The sequence below is a fragment of the Wolbachia endosymbiont of Listronotus oregonensis genome, assembly GCF_031205055.1.
Classification (GTDB): Bacteria; Pseudomonadota; Alphaproteobacteria; order Rickettsiales; family Anaplasmataceae; genus Wolbachia.
The window spans coordinates 108,583-125,792 of sequence record NZ_CP102118.1 but is presented as its reverse complement, the minus strand read 5'-3'; the positions used below and the strand labels follow the sequence as shown (position 1 = coordinate 125,792).

At 36.1% G+C, this 17,210-nt stretch carries 13 protein-coding genes, 1 tRNA gene and 2 pseudogenes; 9 read left to right on the top strand and 7 right to left on the bottom strand.

Annotation, left to right across the window (positions count from 1 at the left end):
* The first annotated feature begins 473 nt into the window (after positions 1–473).
* The 3 genes and pseudogenes from ltrA to NMD99_RS00665 all read left to right on the top strand — a co-directional run bounded on the left by ltrA (position 474) and on the right by NMD99_RS00665 (position 5,593).
* A complete protein-coding gene (gene ltrA / locus NMD99_RS00675; RefSeq protein WP_253309676.1) occupies positions 474–1,724 on the top strand; it encodes a group II intron reverse transcriptase/maturase in 1,251 nt (416 codons plus the stop codon).
* 557 nt (positions 1,725–2,281) lie between these two features.
* The gene (locus tag NMD99_RS00670) at positions 2,282–4,075 is read left to right on the top strand and encodes a reverse transcriptase/maturase family protein (protein WP_253309139.1); all 1,794 of its coding nucleotides are present in this window, start codon (positions 2,282–2,284) and stop codon (positions 4,073–4,075) included.
* Between the two features lie 733 nt (positions 4,076–4,808).
* Positions 4,809–5,593 (top strand): annotated as a pseudogene (locus NMD99_RS00665) (enoyl-ACP reductase FabI).
* Here NMD99_RS00665 and secD read toward each other — a convergent pair.
* Positions 5,590–7,107 carry a protein translocase subunit SecD gene (gene secD, locus NMD99_RS00660; protein WP_265016790.1) on the bottom strand — a complete coding sequence of 506 codons (1,518 nt, stop codon included), beginning with the start codon at positions 7,105–7,107 and terminating at the stop codon, positions 5,590–5,592. The pseudogene NMD99_RS00665 and the gene secD overlap by 4 nt on opposite strands.
* Positions 7,108–7,639: 532 nt before the next feature.
* Between secD and NMD99_RS00655 the strand changes: the two genes are divergently transcribed.
* The 4 genes from NMD99_RS00655 to murB all read left to right on the top strand — a co-directional run bounded on the left by NMD99_RS00655 (position 7,640) and on the right by murB (position 10,090).
* Complete coding sequence (locus tag NMD99_RS00655; protein WP_264736160.1) at positions 7,640–7,768, top strand: hypothetical protein; 129 nt, start codon at positions 7,640–7,642, stop codon at positions 7,766–7,768.
* Between the two features lie 313 nt (positions 7,769–8,081).
* A complete protein-coding gene (locus NMD99_RS00645; RefSeq protein WP_253309142.1) occupies positions 8,082–8,294 on the top strand; it encodes a hypothetical protein in 213 nt (70 codons plus the stop codon).
* Positions 8,295–8,333: 39 nt separating this feature from the next.
* A complete protein-coding gene (hemC, locus tag NMD99_RS00640; protein WP_264688058.1) occupies positions 8,334–9,212 on the top strand; it encodes a hydroxymethylbilane synthase in 879 nt (292 codons plus the stop codon).
* Positions 9,203–10,090 carry a UDP-N-acetylmuramate dehydrogenase gene (gene murB, locus NMD99_RS00635; protein ID WP_253309144.1) on the top strand — a complete coding sequence of 296 codons (888 nt, stop codon included), beginning with the start codon at positions 9,203–9,205 and terminating at the stop codon, positions 10,088–10,090. Before hemC ends, murB begins: the two co-directional genes overlap by 10 nt.
* A gap of 738 nt (positions 10,091–10,828) precedes the next feature.
* Here murB and NMD99_RS00630 read toward each other — a convergent pair.
* The 4 genes and pseudogenes from NMD99_RS00630 to NMD99_RS00615 all read right to left on the bottom strand — a co-directional run bounded on the left by NMD99_RS00630 (position 10,829) and on the right by NMD99_RS00615 (position 14,086).
* Positions 10,829–11,587: a cell division protein FtsQ/DivIB gene (locus tag NMD99_RS00630; protein ID WP_253309145.1), complete on the bottom strand. Its 759-nt coding sequence runs from the start codon at positions 11,585–11,587 to the stop codon at positions 10,829–10,831.
* Positions 11,568–12,585, bottom strand: a pseudogene (locus tag NMD99_RS00625) (D-alanine--D-alanine ligase). Before NMD99_RS00625 ends, NMD99_RS00630 begins: the two are co-directional and overlap by 20 nt.
* 306 nt (positions 12,586–12,891) lie before the next feature.
* On the bottom strand, positions 12,892–13,497 hold the full coding sequence (locus NMD99_RS00620; protein WP_253309146.1) for a hypothetical protein: 606 nt from the start codon (positions 13,495–13,497) through the stop codon (positions 12,892–12,894).
* 214 nt (positions 13,498–13,711) lie between these two features.
* Positions 13,712–14,086: a ferredoxin family protein gene (locus NMD99_RS00615; protein WP_010082601.1), complete on the bottom strand. Its 375-nt coding sequence runs from the start codon at positions 14,084–14,086 to the stop codon at positions 13,712–13,714.
* A gap of 61 nt (positions 14,087–14,147) precedes the next feature.
* Between NMD99_RS00615 and dprA the strand changes: the two genes are divergently transcribed.
* A complete protein-coding gene (gene dprA, locus NMD99_RS00610) occupies positions 14,148–15,236 on the top strand; it encodes a DNA-processing protein DprA (RefSeq protein ID WP_253309148.1) in 1,089 nt (362 codons plus the stop codon).
* Positions 15,237–15,456: 220 nt separating this feature from the next.
* Here the strand turns inward: dprA and NMD99_RS00605 are convergent, their stop codons facing one another.
* The gene (locus NMD99_RS00605; protein WP_265016707.1) at positions 15,457–16,185 is read right to left on the bottom strand and encodes a triosephosphate isomerase; all 729 of its coding nucleotides are present in this window, start codon (positions 16,183–16,185) and stop codon (positions 15,457–15,459) included.
* Between the two features lie 24 nt (positions 16,186–16,209).
* Positions 16,210–16,282 (bottom strand) — tRNA-Thr (locus NMD99_RS00600).
* A gap of 78 nt (positions 16,283–16,360) precedes the next feature.
* Here NMD99_RS00600 and rsmA point away from each other — a divergent pair.
* Positions 16,361–17,179, top strand: coding sequence for a 16S rRNA (adenine(1518)-N(6)/adenine(1519)-N(6))-dimethyltransferase RsmA (rsmA, locus tag NMD99_RS00595; protein ID WP_253309945.1), 819 nt, complete (start codon positions 16,361–16,363; stop codon positions 17,177–17,179).
* The last annotated feature ends 31 nt before the right edge of the window (positions 17,180–17,210 follow it).

Below are 17,210 nucleotides of genomic sequence, written 5' to 3'. Positions count from 1 at the left end.
GTCCTTCGAAATCGGTTTTCAGGAGCAGGTTTCAAACCACCTTAAGTGGCTCTATTTAAGAGATAGGGTCATAAGCGTTAAGGAAAAATCAGCGTAAGAGCTGGAAGGTGTGGATCAGAAAGGCGAACGTAAGTGAACCACTGATGAACGTGTCGAAAAGGGAAGTGAACATCGAAAGGAGGAGTGAGTTGTTCTCCTCTTAAAAGCGTACAGGGAACCTGATTACTGTGTAGGCGGTGTTCGGCATAAAGGTGGCGTGAGTCTGATCTGGGCTTTAATAAGGAACTGCAGGAACCAGTCGATTTGATGCAAAGCGAGACAAGCAAGAGGCAAATCCTCAAGCTTTAGAGTAGCGATACAAATCACTGGGGCGGATCAACTCGTAGTAGTGAAGAAGTGGTTGTAATGACCATGGAGCGAAGGGGTTGAACTAGTCGACTTTAGTAAATCATTCAACTTGAAGGAGGATGAAAATGATTGAACGAACAAAGCCTTTTGATATACCGAAATCTCTAGTGTTTATGGCTTATAAAAGAGTTAAAGAAAACAGAGGAGGAGCAGGTATTGATGATCTAACAATTGAAAAGTTTGATCAAGACTTAAGCAAGAACCTTTACAGGCTATGGAATAGGCTATCATCTGGTAGTTATTTTCCACCTGCAGTTAAGGCTTGTGATATAACCAAGGCAGATGGAGGGACAAGGACACTTGGAATACCAACTGTCTCGGATCGTATAGCACAGGAAGTTGTAAGAAGTGTTTTAGAACCAGAACTTGAGAAGGTATTTGATGAGGATTCATATGGTTATAGGCCAAATAAATCAGCATTAGATGCCATAGGACAAACCAGGAAGCGATGCTTCGACCAAAATTGGTTAATAGAGTTTGACATCAAGGGAATGTATGATAACATAGACCACAATCTACTGATGAAAGCAGTCAGAAAGCACACTACAAACAAATGGGTTCTCTTATACATACAAAGATGGCTAAGTGCAGATATACAACTTGAAGATGGAACAAAGATAAAGCGTCTCAGCGGAGTGCCGCAGGGAGGTGTAGTTAGTCCTATCTTAAGTAACCTATTCATGCACTACAGCTTTGATGTGTGGATGAGAAGAAAATATCCAAGTGTAAAGTGGGCAAGATATGCTGATGATGGTGTTATACATTGTGTAAGCAAGATCCAAGCACAACTAATTTTAAGTCAACTTGAGCAGAGACTGAAGACTTGCAAGCTGGAAATAAAACATACAAAGACCAAAATCATCTACTGTCAAGATGGAAAACGAAAGGATAGTCATGAGAATGTGTCATTTACATTCCTAGGATATGAATTTCGCAAAAGGCTTGTAAGAAATAGAAAAGATGGTAGTCTATTTGTAAGTTTTACTCCAACCGTAAGTAAAGAAAGTCTGAGAAAGATGAAGAAAGAAATTAGAGGCTGGAAATTTGCTAGAAGAACAAACTTGGAAATAGAAGATATATCACGAATATGTAATCCAATTCTAAGGGGTTGGTTTAACTATTACGGGAAGTATCACATAACTGCGCTAGAGGACATAATAAGAATGTTTAATAGGAAACTCAGAAAGTGGTTTCAGACAAAGTACAAGAAGCTGAGTAGGCATAAAACCAAAGCAGCTAAGTTACTAGAAAGAATCGCAAAGAGTAGACCAAATCTTTTTGTGCACTGGAAATTAAGTATAGGGTTAGGGCAATGACTAGTGGGAGCTTTATGAGACGCGAGTGTGCGCCGTGGTACGCATTAAGAAATACTTAGCAGAGCTAAGCGGGGTTCAGAATAAATGGCCTCGAGGTGAACAACTAACTTTAACCCGAAAGGGAAGGAGGACAAGAGCATGTATGTAAAGCGAGAGTTATCTGAAGATGTGTAAGATAACGGCTTGCAACACCTGATCAATATGGTTAAAGCTAAACTGCTTGAATTCTAATCTTCAGGGGTGGGACTTCACATCCATGGGTATCGCATTTAAAACCCCATGTCTACGGTAAGCACAGATTAAACTTTCGTTTGTGTGACATTCTGGCTGTAGAACGATAAGTAGTGAACTTATTTAAGAGGATGAATGGAAAACCTAAGTTGATCTAGAACAGTTCTTAGTGACGGAACATGGGATGACCTAAGGAACGCGAGTTCTATGGTTACGGAGTCATCGTAGTAGTCGTGAAAGTAACGAATCACCGGGGAGCGTGGGAAAGCCACATACAGGGCAAAGGGTGACAGATAATTGAATGTTGAAATTGGGAGGTACGCAAGATGCGGAAAGCTGAAACAATACTTAACATTATACGTGAACGTGGACAAAGAAATTTGCCGGTTAAAAACGTATATCGCCTACTTTATCAGCGTGATCTTTACCTTCGAGCGTATGGCAAACTTTGTCGTAATAAAGGTGCTATGACAGAAGGTGTGACAACTGAAACAGTTGATGGTATGTCTTTGGAGAAAATCGATAAAATCATAGAGGATTTACGCTATGAGCGATATCGGTGGACACCAGTAAAACGTATCTATATTTTAAAGAAGAGTGGTAAACGCAGGCCGTTAGGATTGCCAACATGGTCAAATAAGTTACTTCAAGAAGTAATCCGATTAATATTGGAAGCCTACTATGAGCCTAAATTTAGTGAATGTTCACATGGATTTCGACCAAAGCGTGGATGCCACACTGCATTAAGAGCAGTAATGCAAAAAGGCAGAGGTACAAAATGGTTTATAGAGGGAGATCTCAGTGCATGTTATGACTCAATTGATCATACTATGTTGTTGAAAATACTGAGTGAAAGCTTCCAAGATAACCGTTTTATTCAGCTAATCAATCGACTGCTAAAAGCAGGATATATGGAAAATTGGAAGTACAATAAGAGTCATAGTGGGGTACCACAAGGTTCTATTATTGGTCCAATTTTGAGTAACATATTACTCGATCGGTTAGATAAACATGTGGAACATATACTAATACCAGCAAATAACCGAGGTAAGCGAAGAAAGACAAATCCAAAATATTTAAGGTTAACCATGCAAGTATCGATGATGAGAAAACAAGGGAACTGGGATCAAGCAAAACAACTGCGTCAATTAGTGCAGGGTATGCCATCTAAGGATTCTTGTGATCTAAATTATCGACGTCTTTGGTATGTTAGGTATGCTGATGATATTCTGGTAGGGTTTGCAGGACCAAAAAATGAAGCTGAACAAATTAAAAATGAGATTGCTAAATTCCTCAATGAGGAGCTCAAACTTATGCTTAATGAAGATAAAACGCTTATTACACACGCGTGTGATAGCAAAGCCAATTTTTTAGGTTATAAAATACACGTCTTGCATGCAGATGATAAACATGATCATCGGACACAACGATGTATTAACGGTAGTATTGGGTTACGTGTACCACATCATATAAAGCAGAAAAAGTGTTCTGAATATATGCGTTGTGGAAAGCCTATACATTTACCTCAACGTACACTTGATACAGCTTACAGTATTGTTGCTCAGTATCAAACTGAATATCGAGGAATTGTACAATATTACAAAATGGCCTACAACCTTCACACACTAAGTTATTTGAAGTATGTGATGGAAGTATCATTAGTAAAGACTTTAGCATCTAAATACAAAACAACTTGCAGGAAAATTTATAGAAAATTTGGTGCAATGATTGAAAACGACGAAGGTGAAAAACGAAAAGTCATCCAAGTCAGAGTAGATCGTTTACCATCAAAGATACCATTAATTACACACTTTGGTGCTGTGTCACTAAAATGGAATAAATGGGTAAGTATAAGTGATAACCTTATACCAATATGGAATAAGCGTAGTGAAATAGAGCAAAGACTATTGGCACAAACTTGTGAATTATGTAAATCACAAGAGCAGATTGAAGTACATCACGTACGTAAACTTGCTGATTTGCTAGGTAAACGTAATACTGAGCTACCGAAATGGAAAAAGAGAATGATTGAACGACAGAGGAAGACTCTTGTTGTTTGTCATGAATGCCATAAGAAAATCCAATATGGAAAATATGATGGTGACTCCTTAAAACGTTAGATTATTGGAGAGCCACGTGATACGGAAACGATCATGCGTGGTTCGGAGACTTACTATTACCCACAAATAAAGACATGGTATTGTATTTACTCAAATAATTTAATTTTATTAACCTGAAAGCTTATTGGATTAAAATTATTAAATTAAGAGTTATAATTTTAGCAACTAAAAGCTGTAAATTGCACCATATAAACAGTTATTTCAAGCAAAAGTTATGCCATTAAGAGCTATGCAACAAACATTTATATTTGTGGGTAATAGTAAGGTTCGGAGAGGGGTTGTTGGAAAAGTACTTAACAAGTAACTCGCTGGCTGCCCACTCTACCTCACGTAGGGTTCTGCGAGCTTACTATTACCCACAAATAAAAACATAGTATTGTATTTACTCAAATAATTTAATTTTATTAACCTGAAAGCTTATTGGATTAAAATTATTAAACTAAGAGTTATAATTTTAGCAACTAAAAGCTGTAAATTGCACCATATAAACAGTTATTTCAAGCAAAAGTTATGCCATTAAGAGCTATGCAACAAACATTTATATTTGTGGGTAATAGTAAGGTTCTGTGAGAGGCTGGCGGGGAAGGTCCGCTGGTCTACTCTCCCTATAGAAACTCTCATCGCTGCCTTTTTGTTAACAGTGGTATTAGACTTCAAGTTACTGCAAAAAATGTTTTAAAACATAATTGACTTTATCTAGTTAATACTCCAAATTATAAAAACAGATAGTTCTATGATGACAAGTCTATTACAAGGCAAAAAGGGGTTAATAACTGGAATAACAAATAAGAGATCGATAGCATGCGGTATAGCAAAAGCTCTCTCAGAGCACGGGCAGAACTTGCAATCACCTACCAGAATGAAATAATAAAAGAAAAACTATCACCAATAGCAGATGAATTAAATGTGGAGCTAATATTACACTGTGACGTTTCAAATGAAAAAATCATAGATAACGCTTTTGAAATAATAGAGAAAAAATGGGGTACTCTTGACTTTTTGGTGCATGCAATAGCATTCTCCGATAAAAATGAGTTAGATGGTAAATATGTCAATACTTCACTGAATAACTTCCTCAATGCAATGCATATATCGTGCTATTCTTTCACTGCTTTAGCGCAAAGAGCTGAAAAAATGATGTCAGGTGGTGGTAGTTTACTTACTTTATCTTATTATGGCGCTGAAAAAGTTATGCCAAATTATAACGTTATGGGTTTATGTAAAGCAGCACTTGAAGCAAGTGTAAAATATATAGCATGTGATCTCGGGCCACAAAATATCAGAGTAAATGCAATTTCCGCTGGTCCAATCAGAACTTTAGCATCTTCTGGAATAAGCGATTTTCACTTCATATCAGAATGGAATAGAAATAATTCTCCGCTTAGACGCAATGTTACAATAGAGGATGTTGGCAAGGCAGCGTTATACTTATTAAGCGACTTAAGTAGTGGCACTACTGGAGAAATTTTGCACGTCGATTCAGGATATAACGTTGTGGGAATGAAGGTGGTTGACTAACAAAGCACTAGTTCCTTCGGGTTCATACACAACTCTATCAGGAGTTTTGTGACTGTGATTGCAGAAAACATCGAACATAAAATTCCTATTGATAAAGTGACAGAAAAGCCTCTAATTGCTCCGCTGCCAATAATGAACATTATTCCTGCAGCAATGAGTGTTGTGATATTTGAATCCAGTATTGTCTTTATAGCGTTTTTAAACCCTTCTTCAATAGCACGTTCCACTCTCTTGCCAGATTTGATTTCCTCGCGAATTCGCTCAAATATTAAAACATTTGCATCCACCGCCATACCGACAGTGAGTGCAATACCTGCAATTCCAGGTAAAGTTAGAGTTGCTTCAAGCAGAGTGAGAATTGATAATATAAGAATTACATTAGAAAAAAGCGCAACAGAAGCTAATATACCTAATTTGCCGTAAGTGATAATTATAAATAAAGCCACGGCTATAATAGAGATTGTTGCTGCCATTTCCCCTGCCTTTATTGATTCTTCTCCAAGGCTTGGGCCAATGTTTTTTTCTTCAATTATTTTAAGTGGTGCTGGCAGTGCTCCAGATTTTAAAAGTATTGCAAGTTCGCTTGCTTGTTTTTCAGTGAAATTACCGCTAATTTCTCCCTCTCCATTTAAAATTGGCTCACGTATTGTAGGTACTGTTAAGACTGTGTTATCCAGAACAATTGCAAAAGGTTTTCCCACATTTTCTTTAGTGATTTTCGCGAATCTTTTACTCGCTATGCTGTCAAATTTAAAATGCACTGTTGGTTTACCTAAGTGACCAAATCTAACTGATGCGTTAACCAGCGAATCGCCACCTATTTCAGTTTTGCGGAATATTGGATAAGAATTACCTAAAGAATCCTTGAGCATGACAGTAGTTTCGTGATCTATATCCTGCACCTTGGCTATGTTAGTGTTTGCCAAATGAAAAGCTAGCTTAGCAGTTTTGCCAAGCAGAGATTTTATCTGCTCGGTGTCTTCTACTCCAGGCACCTGCACTAATATTTTATTCTGCCCTTGTTTTTGAACGCTGACTTCCTTTGTGCCAAGTTTGTCCAAACGGCGCTGGACATTGTTTATTGATTCTGCAGCTACTTCACTGATCAAAGAATTTTTATAATGGGGTTTATACGAAATGAGAATTGAAGAATCTTTTCTATTTAGCTCTAAATTTGGATTTATCGCATTAATCAACACAGATGCTTTTTTATAATCATCAATATTATTTAAAGTTACAATTACTTGTTCGCTATTTTGTACGTTAGATTCAATATTTTTTGTTAGCAATGTCTCTTTTATCTCACCTGCTAGCATGCCTAGCTTTTCCTTAAAATAGAAGTCTAAGTCTATGTTTAGAAGCAAAGATGCCCCTCCTTTCAGGTCAAGGCCTAAGTTTATTCTTTTTTTCGAAATAAAAAGCTTATTATCAAAGAAATTTGGCAGTGTTATGTATAAAGCAAATAAACAGATGCATAATACTGAAAAAGATTTGACTATAAGCCTGTTGTACATAAGTTGTAGGTTTAAAATTGCAGTGTAAGTTAAAAATAGATTTTTGTAAAATTCTCTATTGCCCAAATAACCTATCCAAGTAGCTATAGAAACAAAAAAACTTCCTTGACAAACTCCGCCAGCCCCCTTATCATGGTACTGAAGGTATTCAGTTATCTTCATCTGTGCAGATTAAACAGCAAGAAAACAACGTAGTTGGCGTCTTATTTTTAATTTTTTGCACTATGTGCACCTTATGTCTTCACAACATTTCTAGGTTTTTACCCACACAAGCTGAAACGCGCTTATAAGTCGTTTAAGACAGTATAGTACGCCAATTTGCAGGATTAGAGAGTGAACATTAATTACCACGGGGTTTCTTTTGCCTTTTTTTCTGCTTAGTAAATTTCTTAAACATTTTAGTTAAGGTTAGTTGCACTTAAAAGCAGCTAAATTGCAGTGTTTAAGACTTAAAAAACGCCAATACTGAAAGTAGACAATGACTAGGGCTTCTTTTGCCTTTTTTTTCGTTTGGTAAATTTCTTAAATATTTATGGCTAAACGACAACCGTCATCCCGCTGCTTGTTAGCGGGATCTAGAGATACCGCGAATGAATCGCGGTATGACGGTTCGCGGCGGCATGATGATAAGCTCGTCATCCCGCTACGTGTTAGCGGCTAAGAGATACCGCGGCGGTATGACGGTGTAGATAGTAATTCGTCATCCCGCTACGTGTTAGCGGGATCTCTTGTTAGCGGCTGAGATACCGCGAATGAATCGCGGTATGACGGTTAAGTAGGGTGTCATTCCAGTCTGGGATCCAGTCTTTATTATGCAGCCACTTGGTTAAAATTAAGTTTTCTGGATCCCAGTGTCTGGGCACTGGGATGACAAGAAAGAGGCTACTTGGATGACACCCTGACAATCGTCATCCCGCTGCTTGTTAGCGGGATCTATGTGAGATACCGCGGCGGTATGACGTAGGACTGCTGTCATGCAAGTACTAGAATCCAGTAAGCTTATTTATGCATATAAAAGGTTATTATTTTGTAAAGGCAAAGTTGCTTTTGGTTTTAAGTTAAAGTACAATAAATGCAAAGGCTCATATGATGAATTAAACTCGATCCAAGTAGTCAGCTACTCGGATGACATCAGAGAGATGGTAACCGAAGTTCATGCGATACACGCTACCAAAGTGTTTAAATAATTAATTAGGTTAAGGTTTGGTATTCAAACAGTCATACATATGCTAGTCAAAATAGGTACCAGAGGAAGCAAGCTTGCAGTTGCCCAGGCTTTGGAAGCAAAACAAAAGTTGCTGGACTCTTTTCCTAACTTATCTATTGAAATTGTTAAGATAAAAACTTCTGGAGATAAGTATGCAAACGCAAATCTTGCTGAAATAGGAGGTAAAGGATTATTCATTAAAGAAATTGAGGCTGAATTGCTCGAAAATAATATAGATATGGCAGTTCATTCGCTAAAGGATGTGCCTGCGTTTTTCTCAGGGGGTTTAACAATTCCTTGTGTTTTAGAAAGGCTAAGTCCATGCGATGCGTTTATTTCTCATAAACACAATAGCCTTGAGTCTTTGCCACAGCAGGCTACTATTGCCACTTCTTCAATAAGAAGAAAAGTTCAGTTGTTAAATGTTAGACCAGATCTAAATATAATATCGCTACGTGGAAATGTAACAACTAGATTGCAAAATCAAAGTTTTGATGGAATAATTCTAGCTGAAGCAGGACTCATAAGATTAGAAAAGAATCACTTAATTACAGAGGTATTGCCACCAAAAGTTATGTTAAGTGCAGTGGGACAGGGAGCGATTTGTATTCAATGTAGAAGGAATGATGTAAAAATTATCGATCTTGTAGAGAAAATTAATAATAATATGTCTTTTATAAGAGTGAAATCAGAGCGCAGTTTTATGAAGACAGTGAATGGTTCATGTTTTACACCACTTGCAGCTTTGGCTGAATATGTGAACGAAAATATGCTACACCTTTGTTGTATGTTAGCAAGTGGAAAAAATATATACTTCACTGAGCGCACTTCATTTATAGAAGATGCGGAGAAAATGGGTATGGATGCAGGACTAGAGTTGAAATCAAAATGCTTATAAGCTTACCTAAAGTACGTGGAATCTATCGTTATGACATCTTAATGTCTAAAGCGACGTGGTTAAACGTCGGTGGACGAGCTGATGTGTTATTTAAACCATGTGATATTGAAGATTTAACATACTTGATTAAAAATACTGAACTGCCAGTTAGCGTTATTGGTGCAACATCCAACATAATAGTACGAGATAGTGGCATTCGAGGAATAACAATAAAATTAGGTAAGGAGTTTGCATATATTAAAAGTAAGGGTAACAACTCCATTGTTGCAGGTGGTGCTGCGCTGCTCAGGAACCTTGCTTACTTTGCAGGAGAGCAACAAATTAGTGGACTCGAGTTTCTAGTTGGAATTCCAGGAACAGTTGGTGGCGGAATAGAAATGAATGCAGGTGCGTATGGTAGTGACATCGCAAGCGTTGTACAATCCATAAAAGCAGTGAACCTAGAGGATGGAAACCTATATGAGTTCTCCAGCAAAGAAATGGGATATTTTTATCGTGGACATAGCTTAAAAGGAAATTGGATTTTTGTTGAAGCTGAGTTTAAAGGAGTAAACTCAGAGCATGAGCTTATATTGCAAAGGTTAAAAGAAATTGTTGAGAAAAAAAATAAAAGCCAGCCAATAAGAGGAAAAACTGCTGGGTGCATATTCAAAAATCCAAAAAACTACCGAGCATGGGAGTTAATTGATAAATCTGGCTGCCTAGGGTTAAATATTGGTGGAGCTAGAATCTCTAAGAAACATTGTAACTTCTTGCTCAATTACGATAATGCAACTGCATCTGACTTGGAAAACCTTGGCAACAGAGTAAAAGATGCAGTGAAGGATAAATTTAATGTTGAACTTGAGTGGGAAATAAGGGTTTTGGGTGGCTATTAAACAGTTTTTATAGCTGCTGTATATTCTAATCTTTCCTAATGACTCAGCATGATCGTAACCTTTCACACTTAATTAAACAGACTAAATTCTGTAATTTTGGGATGTTGAAAAATTTACCTTACGTTGTTATTCCAGCGCATAACGCTGAAATCCAGATTTATAGAAACGAAAAAACTTGCTTGACAAGTTTCGCCGGCCCCCTTATTATGACAATGAAGGTATTCAGTTATCTTCATCTGTGCAGATTAAACAGCAAGAAAACAACGTAGTTGGCGTCTTATTTTTAATTTTTTGCACTATGTGCACCTTATGTCTTCACAACATTTCTAGGTTTTTACCTATATAAGCTGAAACGCGCTTATAAGTCGTTTAAGACAGTATAGTACGCCAATTTGCAGGATTAGGAAGTGAACACTAATTACCACGGGGTTTCTTTTGCCTTTTTTTCCATTTGGTAAGTTTCTTAATGTTTGTAGCTAAACGACAACCGTCATCCCGCTACGTGTTAGCGGGATCTCTTGTTAGCGGCTGAGATACCGCGAATGAATCGCGGTATGACGGTTAAGTATCCCGCTACGTGTTAGCGGCTAAGAGATACCGCGGCGGTATGATGGTTCGCGGCGGTATAGTAACTCGTCATCCCGCTACGTGTTAGCGGCTAAGAGATACCGCGGCGGTATGACGGTTCGCGGCAGCATGACGATAAGCTCGTCATCCCGCTACTTGGATGACAGCAGATCACCTCTTCACAAAAATTTTATCAGTAATACGCATATCAATAATACTCCAATCGCTGAAAGTAAAATCAGTTGTATTGTGCAAGTGGTTTAAATAGTCCCATGCACTAGAAGGGTTATCTTCAGGCAGTTTCACTGTGGAATCGTTATCAAGTATGATATTCCATCTTCTATTCCCTATATAAGCAAAAGAAGAAATGTGGTTACTTAATTGAGTTTTACTCTCTAACACATCTCTAACAAATTCTAGGTTTGATAACGAGTTTTGTCCTGTAATTACAACAAGATCATCTACTGGATAGTCATCTACGATCACTTTGCCTTCGAAATCAATTACCGAGGTTTTGTTATTATCTTTCCAGAGAGCAAACGGTTTATGCTCATCTATATTAATATGTAGGGTATTGGGCAAAATTCTGTGAACTCCTACGTATTTTATCCATCTGCTTACGGATTGTATGTTACCGGCAAGTTTTGAAAGTGATATATACAGGATAGGTTGCGTTCTATCTGTCAAACTTAGAATGTCCTTTTTGTTTGTAAATTTGTTGCCGCTCACGACTACTTCATCGATTGAAAATCCATTGCTGAGTAATAAACTGGATAGGCACTCATTACACCAAGTAAAGTAGTAATTAAATCGATTTATTATTTTATCAAGTGAACTATAAAGTACTAATGTAAAAAAAAGCGCAGTTATAATAACGAAAGCGCACTTGCGCAAAAAACTCCTTTGGCTTCTAGTAATACTGCTCAACATGACTTAAATCCCTAATATTTTTGTGCTGCAAACTATCTTCAATAATAATTTTAACTAATTCATTAAAATTGATTCCTTTTGCCAATTTTGCAATTTCTGGCACTAACGATAACTCAGTAAAGCCAGGATGTGTATTAATCTCAAGCATTTTTAAAGTGTTATTTTTGGGATTATAACGGAAATCTGAGCGGGAAATAGTTTTACAGCCTAAAAATTGATGAATTTTCAGTGCGTGTTCCAAGGTCATTTTATATATATTGTCAGGAATTTCAGCAGGAAATATATGTTCTGCAAATCCATCTGTATACTTTGCTTCATAATCATAGAATTTATTTTTTGGTCGTATTTCCATAGTGCCAATTGCTTCATCTAGCAATACAGCAGTATGTAACTCTATTCCTGGGACATATTCTTCTATGATCATCAAGTCTCTTGTCATAGAGGTAGCTGACACTGGTTCTTTTTTCTGGATTCCAGTGTCAGCTACTTGAATGACATCAAGTATGATAGCGTCATTTTTAAATTTTAAATGGTCTTCATATGAGGAAACAATATGCACTCCGATGCTAGAACCTTCGTTAATTGGTTTTAAGACGTACGGATAATCGATTTTAATATTATTTTTTAGTAGATCTTCTTGGCTAATTACATAACCTTTTGGAGTGTCGATACTAAGGGATCGAAATATATGCTTTGACATCACTTTATTCATAGCAACAGCAGAAGCCATAACTCCTGAGTGTGTATATTTTATACCTAAGATTTCCAATAAACCTTGAATGCAACCATCTTCACCATAAGGTCCATGCAGAGCAATAAAAGTAAGGCCCGGATTAATCTTTTTAAGCTTTTCAACAATGTTGCTGTCAACATCTATTTCTATTGCATTATATGAAAGGCTATCAAGTGCCTTCTTTACGGCTTTTCCGCTCATAAGCGACACTTCTCTCGCAAGAAAATCCACCACTTAAAATTGCTATAGTTGGAATCATGGGCATTCTATGTTTTGCTATATAGCATATAGAAGATACTTTTATCTTCAATAAAAACCTGCTTCTATAGCTAAAAATTTATCAATGAATTAATATTAACTTAGTATTAAATAATGTTAAAAACTTAACATTATGATTATTTTCAGCAATAAAAACTAAAGGTTGTGAGAACCGTTCATTTTGGAATCTGTATACCTATCCTCAAAAGATTATGAACAGGTTCTCACGACTATAATTCATCTGGCGAGTGATCAGATAACATCTTGCTCCCTCTAACCCTTTTTCCTGATTAATTTTTGCTAGCGCTACTTGCTAGCCTATTAAGTGATAATCATGATTATAATCATCTAGCGGGTGATCAGTAGTTGTTATAACATCTTGTTGATCAGATTCCTTTAATTCTTTTTCCTGTTTCTCCTGATTAATTGTTGTTTTAGGTCTCTCTTCTGTATTTAACTCTCCTTGATTATCGTCTAATCCAATGTTTTTTAATTCTTCTGCTACATCTCTTATAAATTCGCCTCTTGGGAAAGAAGTGCCGTAATTTTTCTCATTATACAAATTTAGAGTAACATAAATCATTGTTGTCAAATCATTAGCTATAGACTCACTGTGATAATGGTATTCGTGATAATCCGCGGTAATAGAATCATAATCATCGTCAGACAAATTTGCTAAGTTGTTATATGTAAAGCCTTTAACAGTATGATCTGTGTTCATATCTAAATCATATCTCTCTTGGTAGGCATGAAAAATATAATTAGCGTATTTTTCAATCGTAAGGAGATCTTTCTCATCTAATTGATCGTAATGTATTTCATACTTAAATTTTGTTCCTTCAATATTGATTGTTTTTGAGTTTGGTAATACTACTTTATGCTTTGTTGGGTTTATACTCTCTTTAGCGTGATTTTCCATTTTGATGCCTCTAAATTTTATAATACTGTCATCCTACTAAAAGTTATATAATAATTCGTTAATTCTATATTTAACATAATCTTTCGTTGTTTCCAAGTAGATTATTATTAATCTAATATTAAATATTACTAAAAACCTAAATAATGCGACCATTTTCAATAACCAAAGACAAACAGGATAAGATATAAAAGAAGTTTCTTCCTCTTCAGCAGTATTACTCTAAATTTTCATCAAAATAAGCTGTTTTATCCTTTTTTTCCTTATACTCTTCTGCAGTATAGAGAGGTTGCTTTTTAGCTGTAATGTTTGGCCATTTTTGTGAGTATTCTACATTTATATCGTAAAATAACTTGAAAGTTTTTTGTTCGCTGCTCAGTAATTCTTCATCTAATTCTAAAATATCTTTTATGGAATCATCAGTTACAATTGCATCTACTGGACACTCAGGTATGCACACTCCGCAATCAATACATTCATCTGGGTTAATCACGAGCATGTTTTTACCTTCATAGAAGCAGTCAACGGGACATACTTCCACACAGTCCGTATATTTACATTTTATGCATTTATCTGTAACAAAATGCGTCATAAAACACTGTATATTTGTATTATCTTGGGTACACTAAATTGATAAGAAATTCAAGCCTTTTATGAAGATAAATAAATTGAACAACAAAGAATTAGAAGTATGGTTAAGCTTGGCTAGAACTATAGGACCAATAAAGTTTTTTAGTATACTAAGAACACATGGATCGCTAGATGAGGTGCTAAAATATCTCAATAGGGTGGCTAATAATAAGGTGTATGGCATTCAAGATGCACGAGAAGAAATCAATAATGCAGAAAGAATTGGAGCTAAAATTATACCCGCATGTGACCCAGATTACCCTGATCTTTTAAGAAATATCTCTAGTTGTCCTCCTATAATAACTGCGTTTGGTAATATATCATTATTAAGCCGTGAGATAATTGCAATAATCGGTGGGCGCAACTCTTCGATGAATGGAAGAAATTTTGCCAGTAAACTAGCACTTGATTTAAGCGAAGCTGGTTTTGTTATCGTTTCTGGACTTGCAAAAGGAATCGATACCGCAGCAAACAGTGTAATATACAAAAATCATCCCACTATTGCTGTTACAGCAAGCGGAATTGATGTGGTGTATCCAAAAGAGAATTTTGATCTATACAAAAAAATCACTGGGAACGGTGGTTTAGTAATTACTGAGCTTCCATTTGCTACTAAACCAAAGCCTCAGTATTTTCCTCAAAGGAATCGAATTATATCTGGTCTATCGCTGGGTGTTGTAGTGATTGAAGCATCGAAACGTTCTGGCTCTCTAATAACAGCAGATTTTGCTTTAAATCAAGGGAGAGAGGTATTTGCAGTTTCTGGTTTCCCTTTAGATTCACGCTGTAGTGGTAGTAATTATTTAATTAAAAACGGTGCTAAGCTTATCGAGTCCGCTGATGACATAATAGAAAGTGTTAGGTTTAGTTTACCTCCGCAGCAAAAAAACCTATTTAATGTTGAGCACTATGCTGTTAACCAAAAACAAGAAAAATTACAACAGGCAAAATCTGTTATAGTTGATCATATTAACTCTGTACCTGTTGATATAGATGAACTTATATTAGCAAGCGGACTTTCTGCCAACATAGCTCTAATGGCTCTTTTAGAACTAGAGTTGGAAAACAAAATAGAGCGTTCACCGGGGAATAAAATATCGTTAATTTTCTAGATTACTTTAGCTATAGCTAACCCAAGAAAGGTTTTCCTACGTCATACCGCCGCGGTATCTTGGCATAGATTCCGCTAACAAGTAGCGGAATGACGAATTTTTGTTTTTCAAATTATCGGTAAACCTAAGTCACTTTAGCTATAGGTCAGTATGTCGTTTTACTAGATGTTCGTACAGATATATGCTTGACACTGGAATGATGCCATTTGCTATAGGATTCTTAGTTGCTGATTTTAGAATTGATAAGAGAAAACTTTTTTTCAACTTGTTGTATGATTTTATAAAAGTGATCGAAATCTAAGCTTGCACTGCCAATTAAAACTCCTGATAAATTTGAAATATTTAACAAATTTTCTATATTTTCTGAACTGACTGAACCACCATATGTAATGTGTTTTTTACCAGTACACAATTTTATTACCTCTATCACCTCAGCAATTGCATCATTATTTGGCACATGACCTGTGCCTATTGCCCATATTGGCTCATATGCTACGGTATATTCACCGTGTGTTGGCAAACGGTTTTTGCATTGATATTCTATTACTTCTTTTGTTTTTTCATTCTTATAATCTTCTGAATTTTCACCTACACAGATAATTGGGTGTAAGCCTGATTCTATTGCTATTTCCGACTTAAGTTTTATTTCACTATCTGTTTCGTTAGCCCTTTCAGAATGCCCAAGTATTACGTAAGTACACCCTAATTCCTTTAACATTTCTGCGCTAATTTCACCTGTGTAAGAACCAGATTTTTTATAATGGCAATTCTGTGCTCCTATATTAATATTATCGCTCAACTCTATACTGTCTGAAAATGCGGTAAATGGTGGACAAATCACTAGTCTAGAAGTAATCTCATTGTTCTTGTTATTAAGTTTGCCTATAAAGTCAACAAATGAAGACCGTGTTCCATTCATCTTCCAATTTGCTACTATTAAAAAGGACATCAACTTTACTTATATGGGCGAGAGTGCCGGCTGTCGGACTTGAACTGACAACCTACTGATTACAAGTCAGTTGCTCTACCAATTGAGCTAAGCCGGCGTTAAACACATTAATAATATACAATTATCAATGGATTTTAGTCAACTGATTTTTAAAATACTGTATAATGAAAATAATATGAGAAAATTTTTACTGAAGCCAAAAAAGAGTCTAGGGCAAAATTTTATTTTATCGAGTGAGATAATAAAAAGAATAGTCGTTTTAGCTGGCAATCTAGAGAATTTTAACGTCATTGAGATTGGTCCTGGATATGGTGCATTAACAAGAGAAATATTGGTGCATAATCCAAAGTCTCTACTTTCTATAGAAAAAGATAGAGATTTAGTAAAACACCATGACCAACTGCTAAATGAGCATCAAGGAAAGTATAGAATTATAGAAGCGGATGCACTGCATGTTATAGAAGAAGAGCTGATAGAGCGCCCAGTCAAAGTTATTGCTAACTTGCCTTACAATATCTCGGTAGCGTTATTTTTAAATTGGTTAAATAATATAAAATTTTTTACGAACTTGACATTAATGTTTCAAAAAGAGGTAGCAGATCGCATTACGGCAAGACCCAATTCTAAAGATTATGGTTCCTTATCAGTGCTAAGCCAGTTACTATGTGATATAAAAAAGGAATTTGATATTGAACCTAAAGAGTTTTTTCCAAGGCCAAAAGTACATTCTTCAGTAATTACAGTAAATCCTTTGCCTACCCCAAAGTTTGCAGTAAATTTGGAAACCTTAACAAGATTAACACGTGCCGTTTTTGCTCAAAGAAGAAAGATGCTGAGAAATAGCTTGCAAAATATAACGAACCACGCTGAAACTGTCCTTGAAAACGCTAAATTGAGTGGAAACGAACGTCCAGAAAACTTAACTATTGAGCAGTTTTGTTTGCTGGCAAATAATGTAGAATGCTTATTTTGCAAAAGTCCTATTGCAATTTAATTAATTGGCGTATAAGCTTTAAATAAAGCCT

Coding starts and splice junctions, on each gene's coding strand:
- NMD99_RS00670 (WP_253309139.1), top strand. CDS start 2,282: ATGCGGAAAGCTGAAACAATACTTAACATTATACGTGAACGTGGACAA.
- dprA (WP_253309148.1), top strand. CDS start 14,148: ATGAAGATAAATAAATTGAACAACAAAGAATTAGAAGTATGGTTAAGC.
- NMD99_RS00630 (WP_253309145.1), bottom strand. CDS start 11,587: ATGTTGAGCAGTATTACTAGAAGCCAAAGGAGTTTTTTGCGCAAGTGC.
- NMD99_RS00615 (WP_010082601.1), bottom strand. CDS start 14,086: ATGACGCATTTTGTTACAGATAAATGCATAAAATGTAAATATACGGAC.
- NMD99_RS00605 (WP_265016707.1), bottom strand. CDS start 16,185: ATGTCCTTTTTAATAGTAGCAAATTGGAAGATGAATGGAACACGGTCT.
- ltrA (WP_253309676.1), top strand. CDS start 474: ATGATTGAACGAACAAAGCCTTTTGATATACCGAAATCTCTAGTGTTT.
- NMD99_RS00655 (WP_264736160.1), top strand. CDS start 7,640: ATGGCTAAACGACAACCGTCATCCCGCTGCTTGTTAGCGGGATCTAGA.
- NMD99_RS00645 (WP_253309142.1), top strand. CDS start 8,082: ATGCAAGTACTAGAATCCAGTAAGCTTATTTATGCATATAAAAGGTTA.
- hemC (WP_264688058.1), top strand. CDS start 8,334: ATGCTAGTCAAAATAGGTACCAGAGGAAGCAAGCTTGCAGTTGCCCAG.
- murB (WP_253309144.1), top strand. CDS start 9,203: ATGCTTATAAGCTTACCTAAAGTACGTGGAATCTATCGTTATGACATC.
- rsmA (WP_253309945.1), top strand. CDS start 16,361: ATGAGAAAATTTTTACTGAAGCCAAAAAAGAGTCTAGGGCAAAATTTT.
- NMD99_RS00620 (WP_253309146.1), bottom strand. CDS start 13,497: ATGGAAAATCACGCTAAAGAGAGTATAAACCCAACAAAGCATAAAGTA.
- secD (WP_265016790.1), bottom strand. CDS start 7,107: ATGTACAACAGGCTTATAGTCAAATCTTTTTCAGTATTATGCATCTGT.